The sequence below is a fragment of the Pseudomonas sp. SLBN-26 genome, assembly GCF_006715895.1.
Lineage (GTDB): Bacteria > Pseudomonadota > Gammaproteobacteria > Pseudomonadales > Pseudomonadaceae > Metapseudomonas > Metapseudomonas otitidis.
The window spans coordinates 3621574-3643035 of the sequence record NZ_VFOB01000001.1; the positions used below are offsets into that span (position 1 = coordinate 3621574).

The window sequence follows — 21462 nt, forward strand, 5'->3', positions numbered from 1 at the left end:
AAGCCCATCATCGCGGGTTGGGCGTGGATTGATGCGGTTCGCCGAGCTCACCGCATCCTACGGACTCACACCGTTCCGGCGACGAGACGGTGGGTCGGTGAAGTGCGATACAACCACCAATACCGGCACCCAGATCCTGGGGATAACACGCGAAACCTGCGCAACAGAAGGTGGATCGGCGCTAGCCGGATGGCGCCATGGCACCCGTAGGATGGGCTGAGCTGTGCGAAGCCCATCATCGCGGGCTGGCCGTGGATTGATGCGGTTCGCCGAGCTCACCGCATCCTACGGACTCACATCGTTCCGGCGCGCGATACGCCCTACGGGGGGGCGGGAGTGGAGGTTCGCGTAGGGGGGATGACGCTCTTTTCATCCACCGATTCCTGGCGCATGGGCCCTGGGGATAAATCCGCTCCCGGGCTGAAGTCCGGGCTTACGTTGGCTTCGTCCTGGCTGGCGGCGGAATGAAAAAGCCCCGGCATGGGCCGGGGCTTTTCGGGGCGCGGGGCGATCAGGACGAGAGGTAGGAGGAGCGGGTCAGGCCCAGGCGCAGGGCGTCCACGTAGTGGGTGCGCTCGCGAGGGCTGAGCTTGGCGCTGGCCACCTTGTCGCGGTAGAGGGCCATCAGCTCCTCGGGGGACAGGTGCACGTAGCGCAGCATGTCCTCGATGGTGTCGTGGGTCTCGATGCCGGCGTGGTACACGCTGCCGTCTTCGCGCTGGTAGACGTTCACCGAGTCGGTGTCGCCGAACAGGTTGTGCATGTCGCCGAGGATCTCCTGGTAGGCACCCACCAGGAACACGCCCAGGAGGTAGTCCTCGCCTTCGCGCACGTCGTGCACCGGCATGCTGGTCTCGATGCTCTGCTCGTCGACGTACTGCTTGATCTTGCCGTCGGAGTCGCAGGTCAGGTCCTGCAGCACGGCGCGGCGCAGGGGCTCTTCGTCGAGGCGCTGCAGCGGGATGATCGGCAGCACCTGGCCGATGGCCCAGGTGTCCGGCAGGCTCTGGAACACGGAGAAGTTGCAGATGTACTTCTCGGCCAGCTTGTCGTTCAGCTCATCGAGCACCTGACGGTGGGAGCGCTGGCGGGCCTTGAGCTGGTTGTGCAGGCGGCGGCAGATGGCGAAGTAGGTCTGCTCGGCCAGGGCCTTCTGCGCCAGGGTCAGCTTGCCTTCGGCGTACTGCGCGGCGGCGTCGCCGATGTAGTGGGTGGCGCGCCAGTAGGTCTCGGTGACCATCTCGGTGTCGGTCGGGCCGAGCAGGTCGAGCAGCCAGCGGACGATCTCGGGCTGCTCCTCGCTGTCGTCCACCACCGGTACGGCGTCGTTGTGGCGCTCGACGTCGGTGACCTGCATGACCAGCACGGCGTGGTGCGCGGTCATGGCGCGGCCGCTCTCGGAGAAGATGTGCGGGTGCGGCAGGCCCTGGGCGTCACAGAACTCCTTGAGCATGCCCACCACCACGCCGGCGTAGTCGTCCATGTCGTAGTTGATGGAGCTGGCGTTGCGCGAGTGGGTGCCGTCGTAGTCCACGCCCAGGCCGCCGCCGACGTCGATGTGGTCCACCGGCAGGCCGAGGCTGCGCAGTTCGGCGTAGTAGCGGATGGCTTCCTTGAAGCCGTGCTGGTAGTCGGCCAGGTTGGCGATCTGCGAGCCCATGTGGAAGTGCAGCAGGCGCACGCCCTGGTCGAGGCCGGCCTTGCGGAAACGCTCGACCACCGACAGCAGCTGGGCGGCGGAGAGGCCGAACTTGGACTTCTCGCCGCCGGTGTCGGCCCACTTGGAGGAGGCCAGGGACGACAGGCGCACGCGCAGGCCGACCTGGGGCGCGACCTTCAGCTCGGCGGCGGCTTCGATGACGAACTCCACCTCCGATTCCTTCTCGATGACGATGAAGACGTTGTGGCCGAGCTTCTGGCCCATCAGCGCCAGGCGGATGAACTCGCGGTCCTTGTAGCCGTTGCAGACGATGGTGCCGCCCTTGGGAGCGAGCGCCAGCACGGCCATCAGCTCGGGCTTGGAGCCGGCTTCCAGGCCGATGGAGACGTTCTGGGTGGCGATGATGTTCTCCACCACCGCTTCCTGCTGGTTGACCTTGATGGGGTACAGGGCGGTGTAGCGGTTCTGGTACTCCAGCCGCGCGATGTTGGCGTCGAAGGCGCCGGTGAGCTGGCGCACGCGCGACTGGAGGATGCCGGGGAAGCGCACCAGCAGCGGCAGGGACAGGCCCGCTTCGCGCAGGTTGCCGACCAGGTCGTGCAGGTCCACCGGTTCGCTGGACGGGCCGCTGGGACGCACGTCGACGCGCCCGGCCTCGTTGATGGCGAAGAAACCGGCACCCCAGTGGCGGATCCCGTAGACACTGCGGCTGTCCGCTACGGTCCAGCGGCTGCCATCGTCCTTGCGCGTGCGTCGTGCAGACATCGTGTTCCCCCTGTGGGATGAAAAGGGCCGAACCCGCCGGGACGTACCGGGCAGGCGTGGGCAGGTTAAAGCGGTCGTATGACGTTGGAGTGTTGACCGTGGCGATGACGGTCAGTTTAGAAAGCCGTGGCTCAGCCGCCGGATTTCTTGGCCTTGAAGCCGCGCTTGGCGAGCTCGTCGAGCAGCAGGTCCACGTGGTCGCCCTGGATCTCGATCACGCCGTCCTTGAGGGCACCGCCGGTGCCACATCGGCGCTTGAGCGCGCTGGCCAGTTCCTTCAGCTCGTCGCCGGCCAGCGGCACGCCGCTGACGGTGGTGACGGTCTTGCCACCCCGGCCCTTGGTTTCGCGGCGAACGCGCGCGATGCCGTCGCCGGCGGGCACGGTGGCTTGCTTGCAGGTGCAGGCGTCGATGGGCTGGGCGCAGTCCGGGCAGTGCCGGCCGCTGTCGGTGGAGTACACCAGGCCGCCGAGGGCGGCAAAGGACGAAGCTTTCTTGACCACCGGCTTTCCTCGTAGGGGTCAGGATAGCGACTGGTCGGCGGGGGGCCGACCGCGAAGCCCCACTCTGGCAGGGGCAGCGCAGCCCCGGCCGGGAAGCCGGGGTTGAAAGGCGGCGCAATTTAGCAGCATTCGCGGCGAATGCTAAGTGCGAATTTGCGCCATTGATCGTCAGATTGGCGACCCTGTTCGGCATCGTGCACGAAAGGGTCCGGGATATTGCACAAACCCGCGCCGGGCGGGGGTTTCAACCACGTCCCTAAGGAAGAAAGCAGCAGACTCTGCGCGCACACTGAAACAGAACAGGGCTCGAATGCCAAGGCAGGGACAACGCCCCTTCAGGAGGCCGAGTGGAATCGTCGTGGAAGGGGTTGAGCGACATGGATGTCGCGAGAGCGCTGCCGGGCCATGGATGGCCCGTCAGCGCGGGCCCCTGGAACGGCGATGTAGCGAGGGGACCCGACGCAGTCGGGCCGGATGCAGGGGCAAGTTTTTTGGTTCCTTTTCAACGATTGGAAAAGGGACTCGCCTGGGAAGGCGAAACAGAAAACACCCGCAAAACTCGCTAAGCAGCTGGGCTCTGATGCCCGCAGCAAGGAACGCCTTGCACCTCTATAGCGACGCCAGATAAAGACGCAACGCCTTGAGCGAGTCCGGGCAGCAGTTCTCCAGCGCCTGGGCCTCGTCGAGGCTCATGAAGCGCGCTTCCATCACCTCCTCCGGCTGCAGCCGCAGAGGCGCGTCGGACACGGCGGAGAACACCGCGCCCCAGAGGCGGTTGCCCGGCTCGTCGAAGTAGAAGCGCCCATGCTCGCGCAGGGGCACGCCGGCGATGCCGAGCTCTTCCTCCAGCTCACGGGCGGCGGAGAGGGCGTAGTCCTCCCCTTCCTGGACCATGCCGCCGGCGGCGACGTCCCAGTAGCCCGGGTACAGCGCCTTGCTCAGGGTGCGGCGATGCACGCAGAGCTGGCCGGCGCTGTTGAACAGGAGGATGAAGGTGCCACGGGAAACCAGCCCGCGCTCGCGCAGCTCGGCCCGGGGCAGGCCGCCGAGGAGGCGGTCCTGCTCGTCGACCCAGGCCACCCGCTCGGCGTCGGAGGCGGCACGGTGGGCCGCCTCGCGCGGGTCGAGGGCCATCAGCCCTGCTCCAGCAACTGGCGCAGGTCGATCACGGCGGCGTTGGCGCGGGAGATGTAGTTGGCCATCACCAGCGAGTGGTTGGCGAGTACGCCGTAGCCGCTGCCGTTGAGCACCATGGGGCTCCACAGGGGCTCCTGGGCGGCCTCCAGCTCGCGGATGATCTGCCGCACGCTGATGGTGGCGTTCTTCTTGGCCAGTACGTCGGCGAAGTCCACTTCGATGGCACGCAGGATGTGGGACAGCGCCCAGGCCTGGCCACGGGCTTCATAGAAGACGTTGTCGATCTGCAGCCAGGGCGTCTCGACGATCTCCTCGCTGACCTTGGGCACCACGCCTTCCTGGCCGTCCTGGGCCTTCACGTCGGTGTTCAGGCGGACCCGGCCGACGCTGGCGGACAGGCGCTGGGACAGCGAGCCCAGGCGGGTGGCGACGTCACCCAGCCAGTTGTTGAGGTTGTCGGCGCGGGTATAGAACTGGGCGCCGGGCTGGCTCGGGTCGGAGAGCCGGGCCAGGTAGCGGTCCAGGGCGCGGATGCCTTCCTGGTATTCGGCCTCGGAGGCCGGCAGGGCCCAGCTCTTGTTGTCGAAGTTGAAGCGCGGCTCGGCGCGGGACAGGTTGGCGTCCTCGGTGGACTGCGACTGGGAGCGGGCGAAGTCCTTGCGCAGGGCGCGGGTCAGGTCGCGGACCTGTACCAGCACGCCGTATTCCCAGCTGGGCATGTTGTCCAGCCAGAGGCCGGGCGGGGCCAGGTCGTTGGAGAGGTAGCCGCCGGGCTTGTCCAGCAGGGTCTGGGCGACCTGCTTGAGGGTCTCGACCGTGGTGTAGCCGGTGACCAGCTTGCGCTGGGCGCGCTCGGCCGCCGCCTGGGCGTTCTGCTGCACGGGGAACAGCTCGGGTTCCTGGCTCCAGTACCAGCCCACCACCCCCGCTCCCACCAGGTAGACGCCGAGCAGGGCGCCGAGGGCGCGGCTGACCCAGATGCCTCCCAGGTAGCTGCGGACATCGTCCACCGAATCATCGACGCGATCTCGTGCCTGGCCCGCACGCTTCTTCCAGTCCAGCATGGCTATGTCCTTCACTCATCCGTTCGGCAAGTTTCGACAGCGCCCTTGCGCAAGGGTGCCGCCGGCCTCGCACTATAAGTGAAGCGAGCGGCCTTGCCAGCGCCCAATGGCCAAACCAAGAGTGGGCCGGTGACAAGGTGTTGAGACGATGCGCACATTCGCGCTGTGACCCAGTGGCACTCCCGGAGAAAAGGTTGGCGCCAAGGGATCGGCGGTACTGGCACGACTGCAACGAGGTGCTAGCATAGCGCCACCATCCAGGTCGGATTTCGTCCAGAAAACGACCAGAAGCCCAGAAGCCCGTCATGACCGAACCCGAAGATCCGAGCCGCGATCGCCTGAAGACCTATTTCGCCCAACGGGTGATCCACCAGGCGCGCCATCTTCTGGAGGTCTGGCAGCGGCTGCAGCGCAGCGAGTGGCGGGAGTCCGACCTCACCGAGCTGACCGAGGCCAACACCCTCCTGCAGCGTTATGCCCAGCGCTTTGAACAGCCCGAGCACAGCCAGTTGGCCCAGAGCATCGAAGCCTGCCTGGTGGGCATCCAGGCCAACCGTGGGCGCCTGTCCAGCGAACTGATCACCGAGCTGAGCCAGCTGATGCAGCGCCTGTCGCGCACCGGGCTGCGCCATGGCGACCAGCTCGAACAGACCTTCCTGCCGCCCCTGCGCAAGCCGGTCTACCTGGCCCTGCAGGACGGTGAGCGCGCCGCACGCCTGGCCCAGCAGATGGAGTTCTTCGGCCTCTCGGCGCAGACCTGCGACAACGCCAACGCCTTCCGCGCGGCCATGGCCGAGCGACACCCGTCGGCCATCGTCATGGAAGTGGATTTCGCCGGCACCGGCATGGGCCTGGAGCTGGCACTCGAAGCGCAGAAGGGCCTGGAGCACAAGCTGCCGGTGCTGTTCTTCAGCCACGACGACACCGACACCCCGACCCGCCTGGCCGCCGTGCGCGCCGGGGGGCAGGAGTTCTACACCGGCACGCTGGACGCCTCCAGCCTGCTGGAACGCATCGAGACCCTGACCCGCACCGCCCACTACGAGCCCTACCGGGTGCTGGTGGTGGACGACTCCCGCGCCCAGGCAATGCACACCGAGATGACCCTGAACAGCGCCGGCATCGTCACCCGCGCCATCACCGAGCCGGTGCAGGCGATGGCAGCCCTGGCGGAGTTCCAGCCGGACCTGATCATCCTCGACATGTACATGCCCGAGTGCCTGGGCACCGAGCTGGCCAAGGTGATCCGCCAGAACGAGCGCTACGTCAGCGTGCCGATCATATACCTGTCGGCCGAGGACGACCTGGACAAGCAGCTGGACGCGATGAGCGAGGGCGGCGACGACTTCCTCACCAAGCCGATCAAGCCGCGCCACCTGATCGCCACTGTGCGCACCCGCGCCAAGCGCGCCCGCAGCCTGAAGGCGCGGATGGTGCGCGACAGCCTCACCGGGCTGTTCAACCACACCCACACCCTGCAGCTGCTGGAGGACGCCCGTTCCCGCGCACGCCGCGATGGCCGGCCGCTGTGCTTCGCGATGCTCGACATCGACCACTTCAAGAAGGTCAACGACACCTACGGCCACCCCATGGGCGACCGGGTGATCAAGAGCCTCGCGCTGTTCCTCAAGCAGCGCCTGCGCAAGAGCGACCACATCGGCCGCTACGGCGGCGAAGAATTCGCCGTGGTGCTGCCGGACACCGACCTGGAAGCCGCCCAGCGGGTGCTGGACGAGATCCGCCAGCGCTTCGCCGAGATCCGCTACCCGGCCCAGCCCCACGACCTGTCCTGCACCTTCAGCTGCGGCATCGCCGAGCTGAGCGATGACATCGACAGCAACACCCTCTCCAAGCGCGCCGACGAGGCGCTCTACCAGGCCAAGCGCAGCGGCCGCAACCGCGTCGAGCTGTTCCGCTGAGCCGTCCCGCAGCGTGACGCAGGTCACGCTGTCATCAAGCTGCAATCGAATCGAAATATCGTCGGGGTCCGCCGTCCTGTTCGTTGTAGGTCGAGGCCCCCATGCGCCTGAAGCAGCTCACCAACCTCAATACCCTTCTTCTCGTCACCGTGTGCCTGGCCCTGGGCGCCACGCTGTGGTGGTCCCAGCGCGCGCTGGAACGCCCCTACCAGGTGATGGAGCTGTACCTGGACCTGGCGCAGCGCGTGCAGCGGGACGTCAGCGACAACATCGAGGCCTACCTCGCCAGCGGTGATGCCCTGCGCCACAGCGCCGCCACCCAGGGCCTGGACGAACTGGACCAGCGCCTGCAGCAGTTGCCGCCGGAGCTGGCCAGCACCCTGCGCGGCGGCATCGACCCGCTGCGCGCCTTCGCGGCCGACCAGCTCCTGGCCGCCGGCAAGCTGGCCGGTGATCCGCAGGGCCTGCTGATCCAGGCTGAGCGCGAGCTGGACGGGGCACTGGAACAACTGGCGCGCTACGCCGACGCCGGCGACCCGGCCCACGCGGCGGACTACCGGGCGCCGCTGCTGGCGGCCTCCCAGCACCTGACACGCCTGGCCCACGCCCGCGCCAAGCTGGTGGAAAGCGGCCGTGACGAACTGGCGGCCGACGTGGAACGCGAACTGGCCGCCCTCGGCCAGGAATCCGCCCGCCTCGATGCCCTGCCCCTGCTGGGCGTGGCCGAGCAGAGCCAGTCCGCCTCCGACGACTTCGCGGCGATGATGGGCCTGGCCGACCAGGGCGAGCAGAAGGCCGCCGAGGACCGTGGCGTCGCCCTCAAACGCGAGCTGTCCAGCCTGGTTGGCCGCTACCCGGCCGAACTGCAGCGCACCCGCCAGCTGATCGCCAACCGCGCCGAACTGGCCAAGGCCACCCGCGCCCGCCTCGACGACCTGCGCCAGGCCCTGACTGCCCTGGAGCCCCTGGTGCGCGCCGAGCACGGCCGCATCCAGGGCGAGGTGCGGCTGATGCAGGGGCTGATGATCGGCCTGATCCTGCTCATCGCCCTGGCGGTGGACCGCATCCAGCGCAACCTCACCCGGGTGCTCGGGCGCCTGATGCAGGCGCTGTCCCACTGGGCCTCCGGGGACTTCAGCCAGCCCATCCACCTGGATTCACGCATCGACGACCTGCGCGGTATCGAGGGCTCCCTGGCGCGCCTGCGGGCCTACCTGGGCGACCTGGTGGGCACCATCCGCCACCACGCCGAACAGGTGCTGAGCAGCAGCCACACCCTGGCCGGCCTCAACGGCGGCCTGCACGACGGCGCCGAACGCCAGGCGGTGGGCACCGGGCAGATCCGCGATGCCTTGGGCGAACTGGAGGCCACCATCCAGCAGGTGGCCGGTGACGCGGCCCACGCCGCCGACGCCAGCCACGCGGCCGGCCGTGCGGTGGAACAGGGCCAGCGCATCATCGGCCAGAGCCTGACCGGCATGCGCACGCTGGTGGGCGAGGTGCAGAACAACGCCAGCGCCATCGAGCGCCTGGCCCAGGAGTCGGCCACCATCGAGAGCGTGCTGACGGTGATCCGCGGCATCGCCGAGCAGACCAACCTGCTGGCGCTGAACGCGGCCATCGAAGCGGCCCGCGCCGGCGAGCAGGGGCGCGGCTTCGCGGTGGTCGCCGACGAGGTGCGCACCCTGGCGCAACGCACCGCCGGCGCCACCGGGGAGATCCAGGAACTCATCGGCCGCCTGCAGACCGCCGCCCACCAGTCGGTGCAGGGCATGCGCGCCCAGGTGGAGCACGCCGAGGCCACCGCCACACGCGCCGCTGCGGCAGACGGGGCGCTGGACGAGATCGTCGACGCCATCCGCACCATCGCCAGCACCGCCGGGCAGATCGCCGAGGCCACCGCCAACCAGAGCGGCGCGGTGAGCGAGATCCGGGGCTACAGCGAGCAGATCCACCAGCAGGGCGACGACAACCTGCGCCACATCGGCCGCAGCCGCGACCAGGCGGAGCAGCTGCTGCAGCTGGGCGGCGAGCTGAACCAGGCGGTGCAGGCCTTCCGCGTCTAGCAGGCCATCGAAACCCGCCGGCCTGCGGCGACGTGTCGCGCCCCAGGCGCAGGCGGCGCGCCCAAGGGGACGGCGCATGACCTTTCGGCGCGATGAGAAAGCCGCTTACAGGATCGGCCTGCCGGGCGCGGACCGGCTCCGTTATCATGCCCGGCACCTTTGCCTGCCGAGTGTCCCATGCGTCGTCTGCTGACCCTCATCCTGCTACTGGCCACCCTGCCCGCCGTCGCCGGGCTGCTGGACGGCCGCCCCAGCGCCACCCTGGGCGCCCCGCTGAACAACAGCCAGGACTTCCTCCCGGTGCGCGAGGCCTTCCGCCTCAGCCTGGTGGAAAGTTCACCCACGGCGATCAAGCTGCGCTTCACCAACGCCGAGGGCTACTACCTCTACAAGCACCGCTTCCAGTTCCGCACCGAGCCGGCCGATGTCGGCCTGGGCGCGGCGCAACTGCCGGCGGGCAAGCACAAGACCGACGACTACTTCGGCGACGTGGAGGTGTACTACGAAGTCCTCGACGTCGACCTGCCGCTGAACAACCCGCAACAGCGCCCCTTCAAGCTGCTGGTGACCTACCAGGGCTGTGCCGACAAGGGCCTGTGCTACCCGCCGGAAACCGAGACGCTGCAGATCGGCGCCGCGTCTGCCGCCGCGCCGGACGGTGCGGTGCCGAGCGACGGGCTGGGCTGGAGCTGGCACGAGCTGGCGCTGTTCTTCCTCGCCGGGCTGGGCCTGACCTTCACCCCCTGCGTGCTGCCGATGCTGCCGATCCTCTCCGGCGTGGTGCTGCGCGGGCAGGTGGGCGGCGGCCGGGGCCTGGTGCTGTCGCTGGCCTACGTGCTGCCGATGGCGGCCTGCTTCGCCGTGCTGGGCGCGCTGATGGGCGTGTTCGGCGCTGAGCTGAACCTGCAGGCGCGCCTGCAATCGGCCTGGGTGCTGGTGCCCTTCGCGGCCTTCTTCGCGGCATTCGCCCTGGCCATGTTCGGCCTGTATGAACTGCGCCTGCCGGGCTTCCTCGCCGGCCCGCTGGACCGCCTGGCCGGCAGCACCCAGGGCGGTTCGATCTGGGGTGCGGCGGCGCTGGGGGTGCTCTCCAGCCTGCTGGTCTCGCCTTGCGTCTCCGCACCGCTGGCGGGCGCCCTGCTCTATATCAGTGCCAGCGGCGATGCCCTGGGCGGCGGCCTGAAACTGTTCCTGCTGGGCCTCGGCATGGGCACCCCGCTGGTGCTCTTCGCGGTGGGCGGCGGCGCGCTGCTGCCGCGCTCCGGCCCGTGGATGGTGGCGGTGCGCAATGCCTTCGGCGTGCTGCTGCTGGCGGTGTCGGTGTGGCTGCTGGAGCGCGTGCTGCCGGGCTCGCTGAGCCTGGCCCTGTGGGGCCTGCTGGCTGCCGGGGTGGCGCTGTTCCTCGGTACCCTGGAGTTCGGCCCCAAATCCCCGCGCCAGCGCCTGGCGCAACTCGCCGGGCTGGTGCTGCTGGTCTACGCCGGCGCCACCTGGGTCGGCGCGCTCAAGGGCGAGGCCGATCCGCTGCGCCCGCTGGGCCGTGCCGGCGTGGCCGGCGCTCCCCAGGCCACGGCAGCCGCCGGTGCCTGGATCACCGTGAAGACGCCGGCCGAGCTTGAGGCCGCCCAGGCCGCCGCCAAGGCCGCCGGGCAACCGCTGCTGCTGGACTGGTACGCGGACTGGTGCATCAGTTGCAAGGTGATCGAGCGCGAGGTGCTCACCGCGCCGGAGGTCACCGCGCAGCTGGGCCGCTACCGCCTGGTGCGCTTCGACATGACCGAGAGCACCGCCGAGCAGCGCGCCCTGCTGGACCGCTACAAGCTGTTCGGCCCGCCGGCCCTGCTGTTCTTCGGGGCGAACGGTGACGAATGGGCCGATCTGCGTGTCGTAGGAGAGATCCACGCCGCCGCGTTCGCCGACCACCTGGCCCGCGCCGGCTCGCGTCAATAAGCGGAACTTCATAAATCTGCCGCAATCTGCGGGCATCGTGTCGACTACTGGCGACACAGGGACAGTCACGACTATCCTTCACGGTCCCGCCTGGCCCCAATAAGGAAGACAGCCCATGGCCACCTTGCTCGTCCTGCACGGTCCCAACCTCAACCTGCTGGGGACCCGCGAGCCCGACAAGTACGGCGCCACCACCCTGGCCGAGATCAACCAGGACCTGGAGCGCCGCGCCCGCGAAGCCGGGCACCACCTAATGCACCTGCAGAGCAACGCCGAGTACGAACTGATCGAGCGGATCCACGCTGCGCGCAACGAGGGCGTGGACTTCATCCTGATCAATCCGGCCGCTTTCACGCATACAAGTGTCGCGCTACGTGACGCGATGCTCGCAGTGAGCATCCCATTCATCGAAGTGCACCTGTCCAACGTGCACAAACGAGAACCTTTCCGCCATCACTCCTACTTCTCCGACGTAGCCGTGGGAGTGATCTGCGGTCTGGGCGCCACCGGCTACCGCCTGGCCCTGGACGCGGCACTGGAACACCTTGAACGCCCCTGACCTCACCCTTGGGAGTTGATGATTAATGGATATCCGTAAAGTCAAGAAACTGATCGAACTGCTGGAAGAGTCCGGGATCGACGAGCTGGAGATCCGCGAGGGCGAAGAGTCCGTGCGCATCAGCCGTCACAGCAACAAGGCCATGGCCGCCCAGCCGGTCTACGCCGCTGCCCCGGCTCCGGTCGCCGCGCCCGTTGCCGCCGCACCGGCTGCTGCCCCGGCTCCGGCAGCCGACGCTGCCCCGGCTGCTGCGAAGCTGAACGGCCACGTGGTCCGCTCGCCGATGGTCGGCACCTTCTACCGCGCCGCCTCCCCCACCTCGGCCAACTTCGCCGAAGTCGGCCAGACCGTTAAGAAAGGCGACATCCTCTGCATCGTCGAAGCGATGAAGATGATGAACCACATCGAAGCCGAAGCCAGTGGCGTGATCGAATCCATCCTCGTGGAAAACGGTCAGCCGGTTGAGTACGACCAGCCGCTGTTCACCATCGTCTGAACCGCGGAGAGCCTGTGATGCTGGAAAAAGTCCTGATCGCCAACCGTGGCGAGATCGCCCTGCGCATCCTGCGCGCCTGCAAGGAGCTGGGCATCAAGACGGTAGCGGTGCACTCCACGGCCGACCGCGAGCTGATGCACCTGTCCCTGGCTGACGAGACCGTCTGCATCGGCCCGGCACCCGCCGCCCAGTCCTACCTGAACATCCCGGCCATCATCAGTGCCGCCGAAGTGACCGGCGCCACCGCGATCCACCCGGGCTACGGCTTCCTCGCCGAGAACGCCGACTTCGCCGAGCAGGTGGAGAACTCCGGCTTCGCCTTCATCGGCCCGAAAGCCGACACCATCCGCCTGATGGGCGACAAGGTGTCCGCCAAGGACGCCATGAAGAAGGCCGGCGTACCGACCGTGCCGGGCTCCGACGGCCCGCTGCCGGAAGACGAAGCGACCGCCCTGGCGATCGCCGAGGACGTCGGCTATCCGGTGATCATCAAGGCCGCTGGTGGCGGCGGTGGTCGCGGCATGCGCGTGGTGCACAGCGCCGACGAGCTGATCAAGTCGGCCAAGCTGACCCGCACCGAAGCCGGTGCCGCGTTCGGCAACTCCATGGTCTACCTGGAGAAGTTCCTCACCAACCCGCGCCACGTGGAAGTGCAGGTACTCTCCGACGGCCAGGGCAACGCCATCCACCTGGGTGACCGCGACTGCTCCCTGCAGCGCCGCCACCAGAAGGTGCTGGAAGAAGCCCCCGCCCCCGGCATCGACGAGAAGGCCCGCGCCGAAGTGCTGGCCCGCTGCGTCCAGGCCTGCATCGAGATCGGCTACCGCGGTGCCGGTACCTTCGAGTTCCTCTACGAGAACGGCCGCTTCTACTTCATCGAGATGAACACCCGCGTCCAGGTGGAGCACCCGGTCACCGAGATGGTCACCGGCGTCGACATCGTCAAGGAGATGCTCAGCATCGCCGCAGGCAACAAGCTCTCGATCAAGCAGGAAGACGTGGTCATCCGTGGCCATGCCCTGGAGTGCCGCATCAACGCCGAAGACCCGGACAACTTCATGCCCTCCCCGGGCAAGGTGAAGTACTTCCACGCCCCGGGTGGCAACGGCGTGCGCGTCGATTCGCACCTGTACAGCGGCTACTCGGTACCGCCGAACTACGACTCGCTGATCGGCAAGCTGATCACCTACGGCAAGGACCGCGACGAGGCCATGGCGCGCATGCGCAATGCCCTCGACGAGATCGTGGTGGACGGGATCAAGACCAACGTCCCGCTGCACCGCGACCTCACCCGCGACAAGGGTTTCTGCAAAGGGGGCGTGAACATTCACTACCTCGAGCACAAACTGGGCAAGAAGTAAGCCTGGTGAACCCCGAAGGGCCGCATAATGCGGCCCTTCTTCATTTCCGCCACGCAAAGGAATGCCCCGCCCGTGAAAGCAAGATTCAAGTCCATCGGCCGGGCCTTTCTGGAGGCCTTCATCTGCCTGGGGCTGGCCCTGCGCTCCAGCCTGCGGCCGGGCATCCTCATCGGCTCGTCGGGCCTCTGCCTGCTGATGACCAGCTTCTGGGGCTGGCTGTTCTATATCCACTTCGAGTTCATCGCCAAGGCCGCCGGGCTGATCGCCTCCTTCGTGATCATGGGCGCTGCCGCCCTCGGGTTGCTCCCAAGCGTCAGCGGCGGCCCGGCGACCATCAGCGCCATGGCCAACATCGCCCCGGCCCTGGCCTTGATGGCGGTCTACGCCGCACTGTTGGCAGTGGCCATCGTGGTCGTGCTCTACGCCGGCGCCGTGGTGCTCAGCATCCGCCTCAGCCTGCGCTGGGTGCTGATGGGGCGCCTGAAGACCCGTACCCGCAGCCACTACCCCAGCCAGCTCCAGCGCCAACCCGCCGCCACCGACCTGCTGCGCGCCGGCCGCTACCACCTCGGCCCCTGGCTGGGCCTCGGCATCGGCATCGGAATCGGCCCGCTGCTCTGCCTGCTGATCCCCGTGGTCAACGGCGTCCTGATGCTGATGCTGCTGGCTTACCTGAACGTGCGCTTCCTGGTGCCCGACGCCCTCGCCGGACTGGCCAGTGGCGCCGAACAGATGCGCGTGGTGCGGGCCCAGCGCGGCGCCCTCATCGCCTTCGGCCTGCTGATCCTCATGCTGGCGGTGGTTCCCGTGCTCAATCTGCTGCTCCCGGCCCTGCTCGGCAGCGGCGTCTGCCACCTCGCCTACCGCGGCCTCGACCGCCTGGACGCCGCGGCTGGCACGGCACCCGAGCCTCAAGTAAGCTTGCCCGCCCCGTAAGAGCCCCTTCTCCACGCCGCATCGAGGTTTCGCCATGCCCTGGTTACAAGTCCGTCTCGCCATCACCCCGGATCAGGCGGAAACCTATGAAGACGCCCTGCTGGAAGTCGGCGCCGTCTCGGTGACCTTCATGGACGCCGAAGACCAGCCGATCTTCGAGCCCGACCTCGGCACCACCCCGCTCTGGTCCCACACCCACCTGCTGGCCCTGTTCGAGGCCGACACCGACGAGACGGCGCTGGTGGCGCACCTCGAACTACTCACCGGCGGCGCCCTGCCGCAGCACCAGATCGAGCGCATCGAAGACCAGGACTGGGAGCGCAGCTGGATGGACAACTTCCAGCCCATGCGCTTCGGCCGCCGCCTGTGGATCGTCCCGAGCTGGCACGACGCCCCCGAGCCGGACGCGGTGAACCTGCTGCTGGACCCGGGCCTGGCCTTCGGCACCGGCACCCACCCGACCACCGCGCTGTGCCTGGAATGGCTCGACGGCCAGGAACTGGGCGGCTGCGACCTGATCGACTTCGGCTGCGGCTCCGGCATCCTCGCCATCGCCGGCCTGCTGCTGGGCGCGCGCCAGGCGGTGGGCACCGACATCGACCCGCAAGCCCTGGAGGCCTCCCGCGACAACGCCTCGCGCAACGGCATCGACCCGGCCCTGTTCCCCGTCTACCTGCCCGGCGACATGCCGCAACAGCCGGCCGACGTGGTGGTGGCCAACATCCTCGCCGGCCCGCTGGTGTCCCTGGCGCCGCAGATCACTGCGCTGGTCAAGGCCGGCGGCCGCCTGGCACTGTCGGGCATCCTCGCCGAGCAGGCCGAGGAGGTCCGCGCGGCCTATGCCGACGCCTTCGAGCTGGACCCGACCGCCGAGAAGGACGGTTGGGTGCGCATCAGCGGCGTTCGTCGCTGAGGCCCGCAAAGGATGCACAGCAGGAATGCGCCAGCGACGTGGCGAGTTGGTAGACTAGCGCGTCGTTTTGCCCGGACCGCCGCATGACCGATAGCTTCGTCACCCAGTGCCCCCATTGCCAGACCAGCTTCCGCGTGACCCGCGCCCAGCTGGCGGCGGCCCATGGCGCGGTGCGCTGCGGCGCGTGCCTGCATGTGTTCAACGCGGCCAAGCAACTGCTGGGGAGCCTGGCGGCGAAGGAAGCCTCGGCCCCGACGACGACCGCCCCGGCTGCAGCCACGCCACCCGCTCGCCCGGCTGCTCCGAGCGCGACGCCACCCACCCCCCGGGCTCCGGCTCCGGCTCCGGCTCCGGCTCCGAGCGTGCCCAGCGTCGCCACCGTGCTCAAGCCCCAGGCTGCCGCAACGCCGGCCCCCAGCGGCAAGAGCGGCGACAAGAACACCCTGTGGATCCACGACGACCTGGACCTGGACAGCCTCGACCTCGACGAGGAACTGGCCAAGCTGGAGCAGGAAGAACTCAAGCTCTCCCGCGAATTCATGGCCCTGCAGGCCGCCCCCAAGCCGGGCGAACAGCTGCTTGGCCAGCGTGACGATCCCGAACAACGCTACGACGAACGCTGGGCCGAAGCCCTGCTGCACGCCGAGCAACGCCCCACCGCCTCCGCCCCCCAGGCACCCGTGCCGCCGCCGCGCCCGGCCGAGCCGGAGCGCCGCGAACCTGCGCTCAACCTGGCCGCTGTCGAGGAAGAGGACGACCCGCTGCCGAGCATCGGCTCGGCCCGCGACGACGAGCCCGATGACGAACCGGATCTCCCCGCCCCCGGCCGCACCGCCGCGCAGGAACAGGACGAGGACGACGTTGACGAACCGCTGGACGACGCGCCGACCGAGCCCGTCGTGACCCGCAGCCCGCCGCGCAACGAACCGAGCCTGCGCGACAAGGGCCTGCTGGACCTGGACGACGAGCCCCTGCAACTGGAATGGCAAGCCCCGCGCAAACCCTGGGGCCGCTGGATCGGCTGGGGCCTGCTGAACCTGATCGGCGGCCTCGCCCTGGGCTTCCAGTACGTCTGGTACCACTTCGACGAACTGGCCCGCACCGACCAGTACCGCCCCTGGTTCGAGCAGCTCTGCCCCGAGATCGGCTGCCGCCTGCCTTCCAAGGTCGACGTCAACCTGATCAAGAGCAGCAACCTGGTGGTGCGCAGCCACCCGGACTTCACCGGCGCCCTGGTGGTGGATGCGATCATCTACAACCGCGCGGCCTTCTCCCAGCCCTTCCCGCTGCTGGAACTGCGCTTCGCCGACATCAACGGGCAACTGCTCGCCAACCGTCGCTTCAAGCCCGGCGAATACCTTGGCGGGGAGCTGGCCGGGCAGACGGAAATGCCGCCGCAGACGCCGATCCACATCTCGCTGGACATCCTTGACCCCGGTGCCAAGGCGGTCAATTACAGCCTGAGCTTCCACTCCCCGGAATAGCCTGACAGGCCCGCCGGACGCCGCTCCAGGGCCTTGCCAGAACCCCTGGCGATAAGCTCGGCACTGTTCAGAATTTGTTCAAAACAACCTTTATCCGGTCATCGAGAGCGGGTATGATGCCCACCCTTTTTCGTAGACCAAGATCCGGCCCCACAGGCAGGGAAGACCCATGTCGGCGGTACGCATCGGCCCGTATGCCCTACCCAACCAGGTGATACTCGCCCCCATGGCGGGCGTGACCGACCGTCCGTTTCGTCTGCTTTGCCGTCGCCTGGGTGCCGGCTTGGTAGTCTCCGAGATGGTCACCAGCGACGTGCGCCTGTGGAACAGCCGCAAGTCCCGGTTGCGCCTGCTTCATGAAGGCGACCCGGAGCCCCGTTCGGTGCAGATCGCCGGCGGCGACCCGGAGATGCTGGCCGAGGCGGCCAGGGCCAATGTGGCGCTCGGAGCCCAGATCATCGACATCAACATGGGCTGTCCGGCGAAGAAGGTCTGCAACAAGGCGGCCGGTTCCGCGCTGATGAAGGATGAAGCCCTGGTGGCACGCATCCTCGACGCCGTGGTGAAGGCCGTCGATGTCCCGGTCACGCTGAAGATCCGCACCGGCTGGGACCGCGACAACAAGAACGGCATCGCCGTGGCGAGGATCGCCGAAGAGTCGGGTATCCAGGCACTGGCCGTTCACGGTCGCACCCGGGCCGACCTGTACACCGGCGAAGCCGAGTACGACACCATCGCTGCGATCAAGCAGTCGGTGTCGATCCCGGTCTTTGCCAACGGCGACATCGACTCGCCACAGAAAGCCAGACAGGTCCTCGACGCCACCGGTGCCGATGCCCTGCTGATCGGTCGAGCGGCCCAGGGGCGACCCTGGATCTTCCGCGAGATCACGCACTACCTGGCCACCGGCGAACTGCTGGCGGTGCCGGGGCTTGAAGAGGTGGAACAGATCCTGCTGGAGCACCTTGCCGCACTGCACGCCTTCTATGGCGAAGTGATGGGCGTACGCATCGCCCGCAAGCATGTCGGCTGGTATCTCGCAACCCTGCCGGGCGCCAGGGAGTTTCGCGCCCAGTTCAATCGTTTGGAGTCCACGGACGCGCAGTGCGCCAGCGTTCGGCAATTTTTCGCCGAGCGTCACAACGAAGGGGATAAGGCCGCATGACGACGATGACCGAGAATTTTTTTGATGGGGCAACACCCGTGAGCGACAACGCCAACCTGAAACAGCACCTGACCACACCGACCGCCGAGGGCCAGACCCTGCGCGGCAGCGTCGAGAAGGCACTGCACAACTACTTCGCCCACCTGGAGGGCGCGACGGTCACGGACGTCTACAACCTGGTGCTCTCCGAAGTGGAGGCCCCGCTGCTGGAAACCGTGATGAACTACGTCAAGGGCAACCAGACCAAAGCCTCCGAGATGCTCGGCCTCAACCGGGGCACGCTGCGCAAGAAGCTCAAGCAGTACGACCTCCTGTAAGCACGTATTCGATAAAGAAAGGGCGGCCCCCGAGAACATCAAAGGCCGCCCTTTTTTACTGATTCCCCTGCTCCGATGGACATCGACATGACCGACCAGACCACCCGCCTCCCCGTTCGCCGCGCCCTGATCAGCGTTTCCGACAAGACCGGCATTCTCGAGTTCGCCCGTGAACTGGCTGCCCTGGGCGTGGAGATCCTCTCCACCGGCGGCACCTACAAGCTGCTCAAGGACAACGGCGTCGCCGCCGTGGAAGTCGCCGACTACACCGGCTTCCCGGAAATGATGGACGGCCGCGTGAAGACCCTGCACCCGAAGATCCACGGCGGCATCCTCGGTCGCCGCAACCTGGACGGCGCGGTCATGGAGCAGCACGGCATCAAGCCGATCGACCTGGTGGCGGTCAACCTCTACCCCTTCGAGGCCACCGTCGCCAAGGCTGACTGCGACCTGCCCACCGCCATCGAGAACATCGACATCGGCGGCCCGACCATGGTCCGCAGCGCCGCGAAGAACCACAAGGACGTCGCCATCGTGGTCAACGCCAGCGACTACGCCGGCATCGTCGAATCCCTCAAGGCCGGCGGCCTGACCTACGCCCAGCGCTTCGACCTGGCCCTCAAGGCCTTCGAGCACACCAGCGCCTACGACGGCATGATCGCCAACTACCTGGGCACCATCGACCAGGCCCGCGACACCCTGTCCACCGAAGACCGCAGCGCCTTCCCGCGCACCTTCAACAGCCAGTTCGTCAAGGCCCAGGAAATGCGCTACGGCGAGAACCCGCACCAGAGCGCGGCGTTCTACGTGGAAGCGAAGAAGGGCGAGGCCAGCGTCTCCACCGCCGTCCAGCTGCAGGGCAAGGAACTGTCCTTCAACAACGTGGCCGACACCGACGCCGCCCTGGAATGCGTGAAGAGCTTCGTCAAGCCGGCCTGCGTCATCGTCAAGCACGCCAACCCCTGCGGCGTCGCCGTGGTCCCGGAAGACGAAGGCGGCATCCGCAAAGCCTACGACCTGGCCTACGCCACCGACACCGAATCCGCCTTCGGCGGCATCATCGCCTTCAACCGCGAGCTGGACGGCGAAACCGCCAAGGCCATCGTCGAGCGCCAGTTCGTCGAAGTGATCATCGCCCCGAAAATCTCCGCCGCCGCCCGTGACGTGGTGGCCGCCAAGGCCAACGTACGCCTGCTGGAGTGCGGCGAGTGGCCGGCCGAGCGCGCCCCGGGCTGGGACTTCAAGCGCGTCAACGGCGGCCTGCTGGTGCAGAGCCGCGACATCGGCATGATCAAGGCGGAAGACCTGAAGATAGTCACCCAGCGCGCCCCGAGCGAGCAGGAGATCCACGACCTGATCTTCGCCTGGAAAGTGGCCAAGTTCGTCAAATCCAACGCCATCGTCTACGCCAAGAACCGCCAGACCGTCGGCGTCGGCGCCGGCCAGATGAGCCGCGTCAACTCCGCCCGCATCGCCGCCATCAAGGCCGAGCATGCCGGTCTCGAGGTCAAGGGCGCAGTCATGGCCTCCGACGCCTTCTTCCCCTTCCGCGACGGCATCGACAACGCCGCCAAGGCCGGCATCACCGCCGTCATCCAGCCGGGTGGCTCCATGCGTGACAACGAAGTCATCGCCGCCGCCGACGAGGCCGGCATTGCGATGGTGTTCACCGGCATGCGCCACTTCAGACACTAACGGTCGCACTCGGGCAGGTACTCGCCTGCCCGATCGCACCCTCGACTTTCGTGTCTGAACGCTTTTGTAGGGTGGATGACGCTCTTCTCATCCACCATCGGGGCCCCTGGCCCGCCTCCTCGAGGAAAACGCAATGAACGTATTGATCATCGGCAGCGGCGGTCGTGAACACGCCCTGGCCTGGAAAGTGGCCCAGGACCCGCGCGTCGCCAAGGTCTTCGTCGCCCCGGGCAACGCCGGCACCGCCACCGAAGCCAAGTGCGAGAACGTCGCCATCGACGTGCTGGCCATCGAGCAACTGGCCGACTTCGCCGCTGCCAACGTGCAGCTGACCATCGTCGGCCCCGAGGCCCCGCTGGTGAAAGGCGTGGTCGACCTGTTCCGCGCCCGTGGCCTGGCCATCTTCGGCCCCACCGCCGGCGCCGCCCAGCTGGAAGGCTCCAAGGCCTTCACCAAGGATTTCCTCGCCCGCCACAAGATCCCCACCGCCGACTACCAGAACTTCACCGAAGTCGAGCCGGCCCTGGCCTACCTGCGCGAGAAGGGTGCCCCCATCGTGGTCAAGGCCGACGGCCTGGCCGCCGGCAAGGGCGTGATCGTCGCCATGACCCTGGCCGAAGCCGAGGACGCCGTGCGTGACATGCTCTCCGGCAACGCCTTCGGCGACGCCGGTGCCCGCGTGGTGATCGAAGAGTTCCTCGACGGCGAGGAAGCCAGCTTCATCGTCATGGTCGACGGCCAGAACGTGCTGCCCATGGCCACCAGCCAGGACCACAAGCGCGTCGGCGACGCCGACACCGGCCCCAATACCGGCGGCATGGGTGCCTACTCCCCCGCCCCGGTGGTCACCCCCGCCGTGCACCAGCGCGTGATGGACGAGGTGATCTACCCCACCGTTCGCGGCATGGCCGAGGAAGGCAACGTCTACACCGGCTTCCTCTACGCCGGCCTGATGATCGACAAGAGCGGCGCGCCCAAGGTCATCGAGTTCAACTGCCGCTTCGGCGACCCGGAAACCCAGCCCATCATGGTGCGCCTGGAAAGCTCCCTGGTCCTGCTGGTCGAGGCCGCCCTGGCCAAGGCCCTGGACAAGGTGGAAGCCACCTGGGACCCGCGCCCCACTGTGGGCGTGGTCCTCGCCGCCGGCGGCTACCCGGGCGACTACGCCAAGGGTGACGTCATCGAAGGCCTGGCCGATGCCGCCGCCCTCGACGGCAAGGTGTTCCACGCCGGCACCGCCCTCAAGGACGGCCAGGTGGTCACCGCCGGCGGCCGCGTGCTCTGCGCCACCGCCATCGGCGCCAGCGTGTCCGACGCCCAGCAGCAGGCCTACCGCCTGGCGGAGAAGATCCGCTGGAACGGCTGCTTCTACCGCAAGGACATCGGCTACCGCGCCATCGCCCGCGAACGCGGCGAAGGCTGAAGGTAGGTAAAGTTCCGGTAAAACCTCGCAAAGGCGGCCCAAGTGGCCG

The 21462-nt window shown here is 67.9% G+C and carries 17 protein-coding genes; 13 read left to right on the forward strand and 4 right to left on the reverse strand.

Annotation, left to right across the window (positions count from 1 at the left end):
* Positions 1 to 511: 511 nt before the first annotated feature.
* From speA to FBY21_RS16720, 4 genes are all read right to left on the reverse strand, one after another.
* Positions 512 to 2425, reverse strand: a complete 1914-nt coding sequence (gene speA, locus FBY21_RS16705) for an arginine decarboxylase (protein ID WP_044411180.1) — start codon at positions 2423 to 2425, stop codon at positions 512 to 514.
* A 131-nt stretch (positions 2426 to 2556) separates the two neighbouring features.
* Positions 2557 to 2928, reverse strand: a complete 372-nt coding sequence (locus tag FBY21_RS16710; protein ID WP_069562441.1) for a translation initiation factor Sui1 — start codon at positions 2926 to 2928, stop codon at positions 2557 to 2559.
* Between the two features lie 609 nt (positions 2929 to 3537).
* A complete protein-coding gene (gene yfcD / locus FBY21_RS16715; RefSeq protein WP_044411174.1) occupies positions 3538 to 4062 on the reverse strand; it encodes an NUDIX hydrolase YfcD in 525 nt (174 codons plus the stop codon).
* Positions 4062 to 5129, reverse strand: a complete 1068-nt coding sequence (locus FBY21_RS16720) for a DUF2333 family protein (protein WP_142012464.1) — start codon at positions 5127 to 5129, stop codon at positions 4062 to 4064. Before FBY21_RS16720 ends, yfcD begins: the two co-directional genes overlap by 1 nt.
* Positions 5130 to 5434: 305 nt before the next feature.
* Between FBY21_RS16720 and FBY21_RS16725 the strand changes: the two genes are divergently transcribed.
* From FBY21_RS16725 to purD, 13 genes are all read left to right on the forward strand, one after another.
* Positions 5435 to 7048, forward strand: coding sequence for a diguanylate cyclase (locus FBY21_RS16725; protein ID WP_142012466.1), 1614 nt, complete (start codon positions 5435 to 5437; stop codon positions 7046 to 7048).
* A 1478-nt stretch (positions 7049 to 8526) separates the two neighbouring features.
* Entirely contained in the window at positions 8527 to 9114 is a 588-nt protein-coding gene (locus FBY21_RS30320; protein ID WP_371321028.1) for a methyl-accepting chemotaxis protein, read from the forward strand.
* Between the two features lie 177 nt (positions 9115 to 9291).
* Positions 9292 to 11064, forward strand: a complete 1773-nt coding sequence (gene dsbD, locus FBY21_RS16735) for a protein-disulfide reductase DsbD (protein ID WP_142012471.1) — start codon at positions 9292 to 9294, stop codon at positions 11062 to 11064.
* A gap of 115 nt (positions 11065 to 11179) precedes the next feature.
* The gene (aroQ, locus tag FBY21_RS16740) at positions 11180 to 11623 is read left to right on the forward strand and encodes a type II 3-dehydroquinate dehydratase (RefSeq protein ID WP_044411161.1); all 444 of its coding nucleotides are present in this window, start codon (positions 11180 to 11182) and stop codon (positions 11621 to 11623) included.
* A gap of 25 nt (positions 11624 to 11648) precedes the next feature.
* The gene (gene accB, locus FBY21_RS16745) at positions 11649 to 12119 is read left to right on the forward strand and encodes an acetyl-CoA carboxylase biotin carboxyl carrier protein (protein WP_044411158.1); all 471 of its coding nucleotides are present in this window, start codon (positions 11649 to 11651) and stop codon (positions 12117 to 12119) included.
* Between the two features lie 17 nt (positions 12120 to 12136).
* Positions 12137 to 13480 carry an acetyl-CoA carboxylase biotin carboxylase subunit gene (accC, locus tag FBY21_RS16750; RefSeq protein WP_044411155.1) on the forward strand — a complete coding sequence of 448 codons (1344 nt, stop codon included), beginning with the start codon at positions 12137 to 12139 and terminating at the stop codon, positions 13478 to 13480.
* Between the two features lie 72 nt (positions 13481 to 13552).
* Positions 13553 to 14416: an EI24 domain-containing protein gene (locus tag FBY21_RS16755; protein ID WP_160158609.1), complete on the forward strand. Its 864-nt coding sequence runs from the start codon at positions 13553 to 13555 to the stop codon at positions 14414 to 14416.
* A gap of 34 nt (positions 14417 to 14450) precedes the next feature.
* On the forward strand, positions 14451 to 15329 hold the full coding sequence (gene prmA / locus FBY21_RS16760; protein ID WP_142012475.1) for a 50S ribosomal protein L11 methyltransferase: 879 nt from the start codon (positions 14451 to 14453) through the stop codon (positions 15327 to 15329).
* Between the two features lie 83 nt (positions 15330 to 15412).
* Positions 15413 to 16813, forward strand: coding sequence for a DUF3426 domain-containing protein (locus FBY21_RS16765; protein WP_142012478.1), 1401 nt, complete (start codon positions 15413 to 15415; stop codon positions 16811 to 16813).
* Between the two features lie 169 nt (positions 16814 to 16982).
* On the forward strand, positions 16983 to 17978 hold the full coding sequence (gene dusB, locus FBY21_RS16770; RefSeq protein ID WP_044411146.1) for a tRNA dihydrouridine synthase DusB: 996 nt from the start codon (positions 16983 to 16985) through the stop codon (positions 17976 to 17978).
* A complete protein-coding gene (gene fis, locus FBY21_RS16775) occupies positions 17975 to 18295 on the forward strand; it encodes a DNA-binding transcriptional regulator Fis (RefSeq protein WP_044411145.1) in 321 nt (106 codons plus the stop codon). The genes dusB and fis overlap by 4 nt, the downstream gene beginning before the upstream one ends.
* An 87-nt stretch (positions 18296 to 18382) precedes the next feature.
* The gene (gene purH, locus FBY21_RS16780; protein ID WP_142012480.1) at positions 18383 to 19990 is read left to right on the forward strand and encodes a bifunctional phosphoribosylaminoimidazolecarboxamide formyltransferase/IMP cyclohydrolase; all 1608 of its coding nucleotides are present in this window, start codon (positions 18383 to 18385) and stop codon (positions 19988 to 19990) included.
* A 133-nt stretch (positions 19991 to 20123) separates the two neighbouring features.
* On the forward strand, positions 20124 to 21413 hold the full coding sequence (purD, locus tag FBY21_RS16785) for a phosphoribosylamine--glycine ligase (RefSeq protein WP_069565380.1): 1290 nt from the start codon (positions 20124 to 20126) through the stop codon (positions 21411 to 21413).
* Positions 21414 to 21462: the final 49 nt, after the last annotated feature.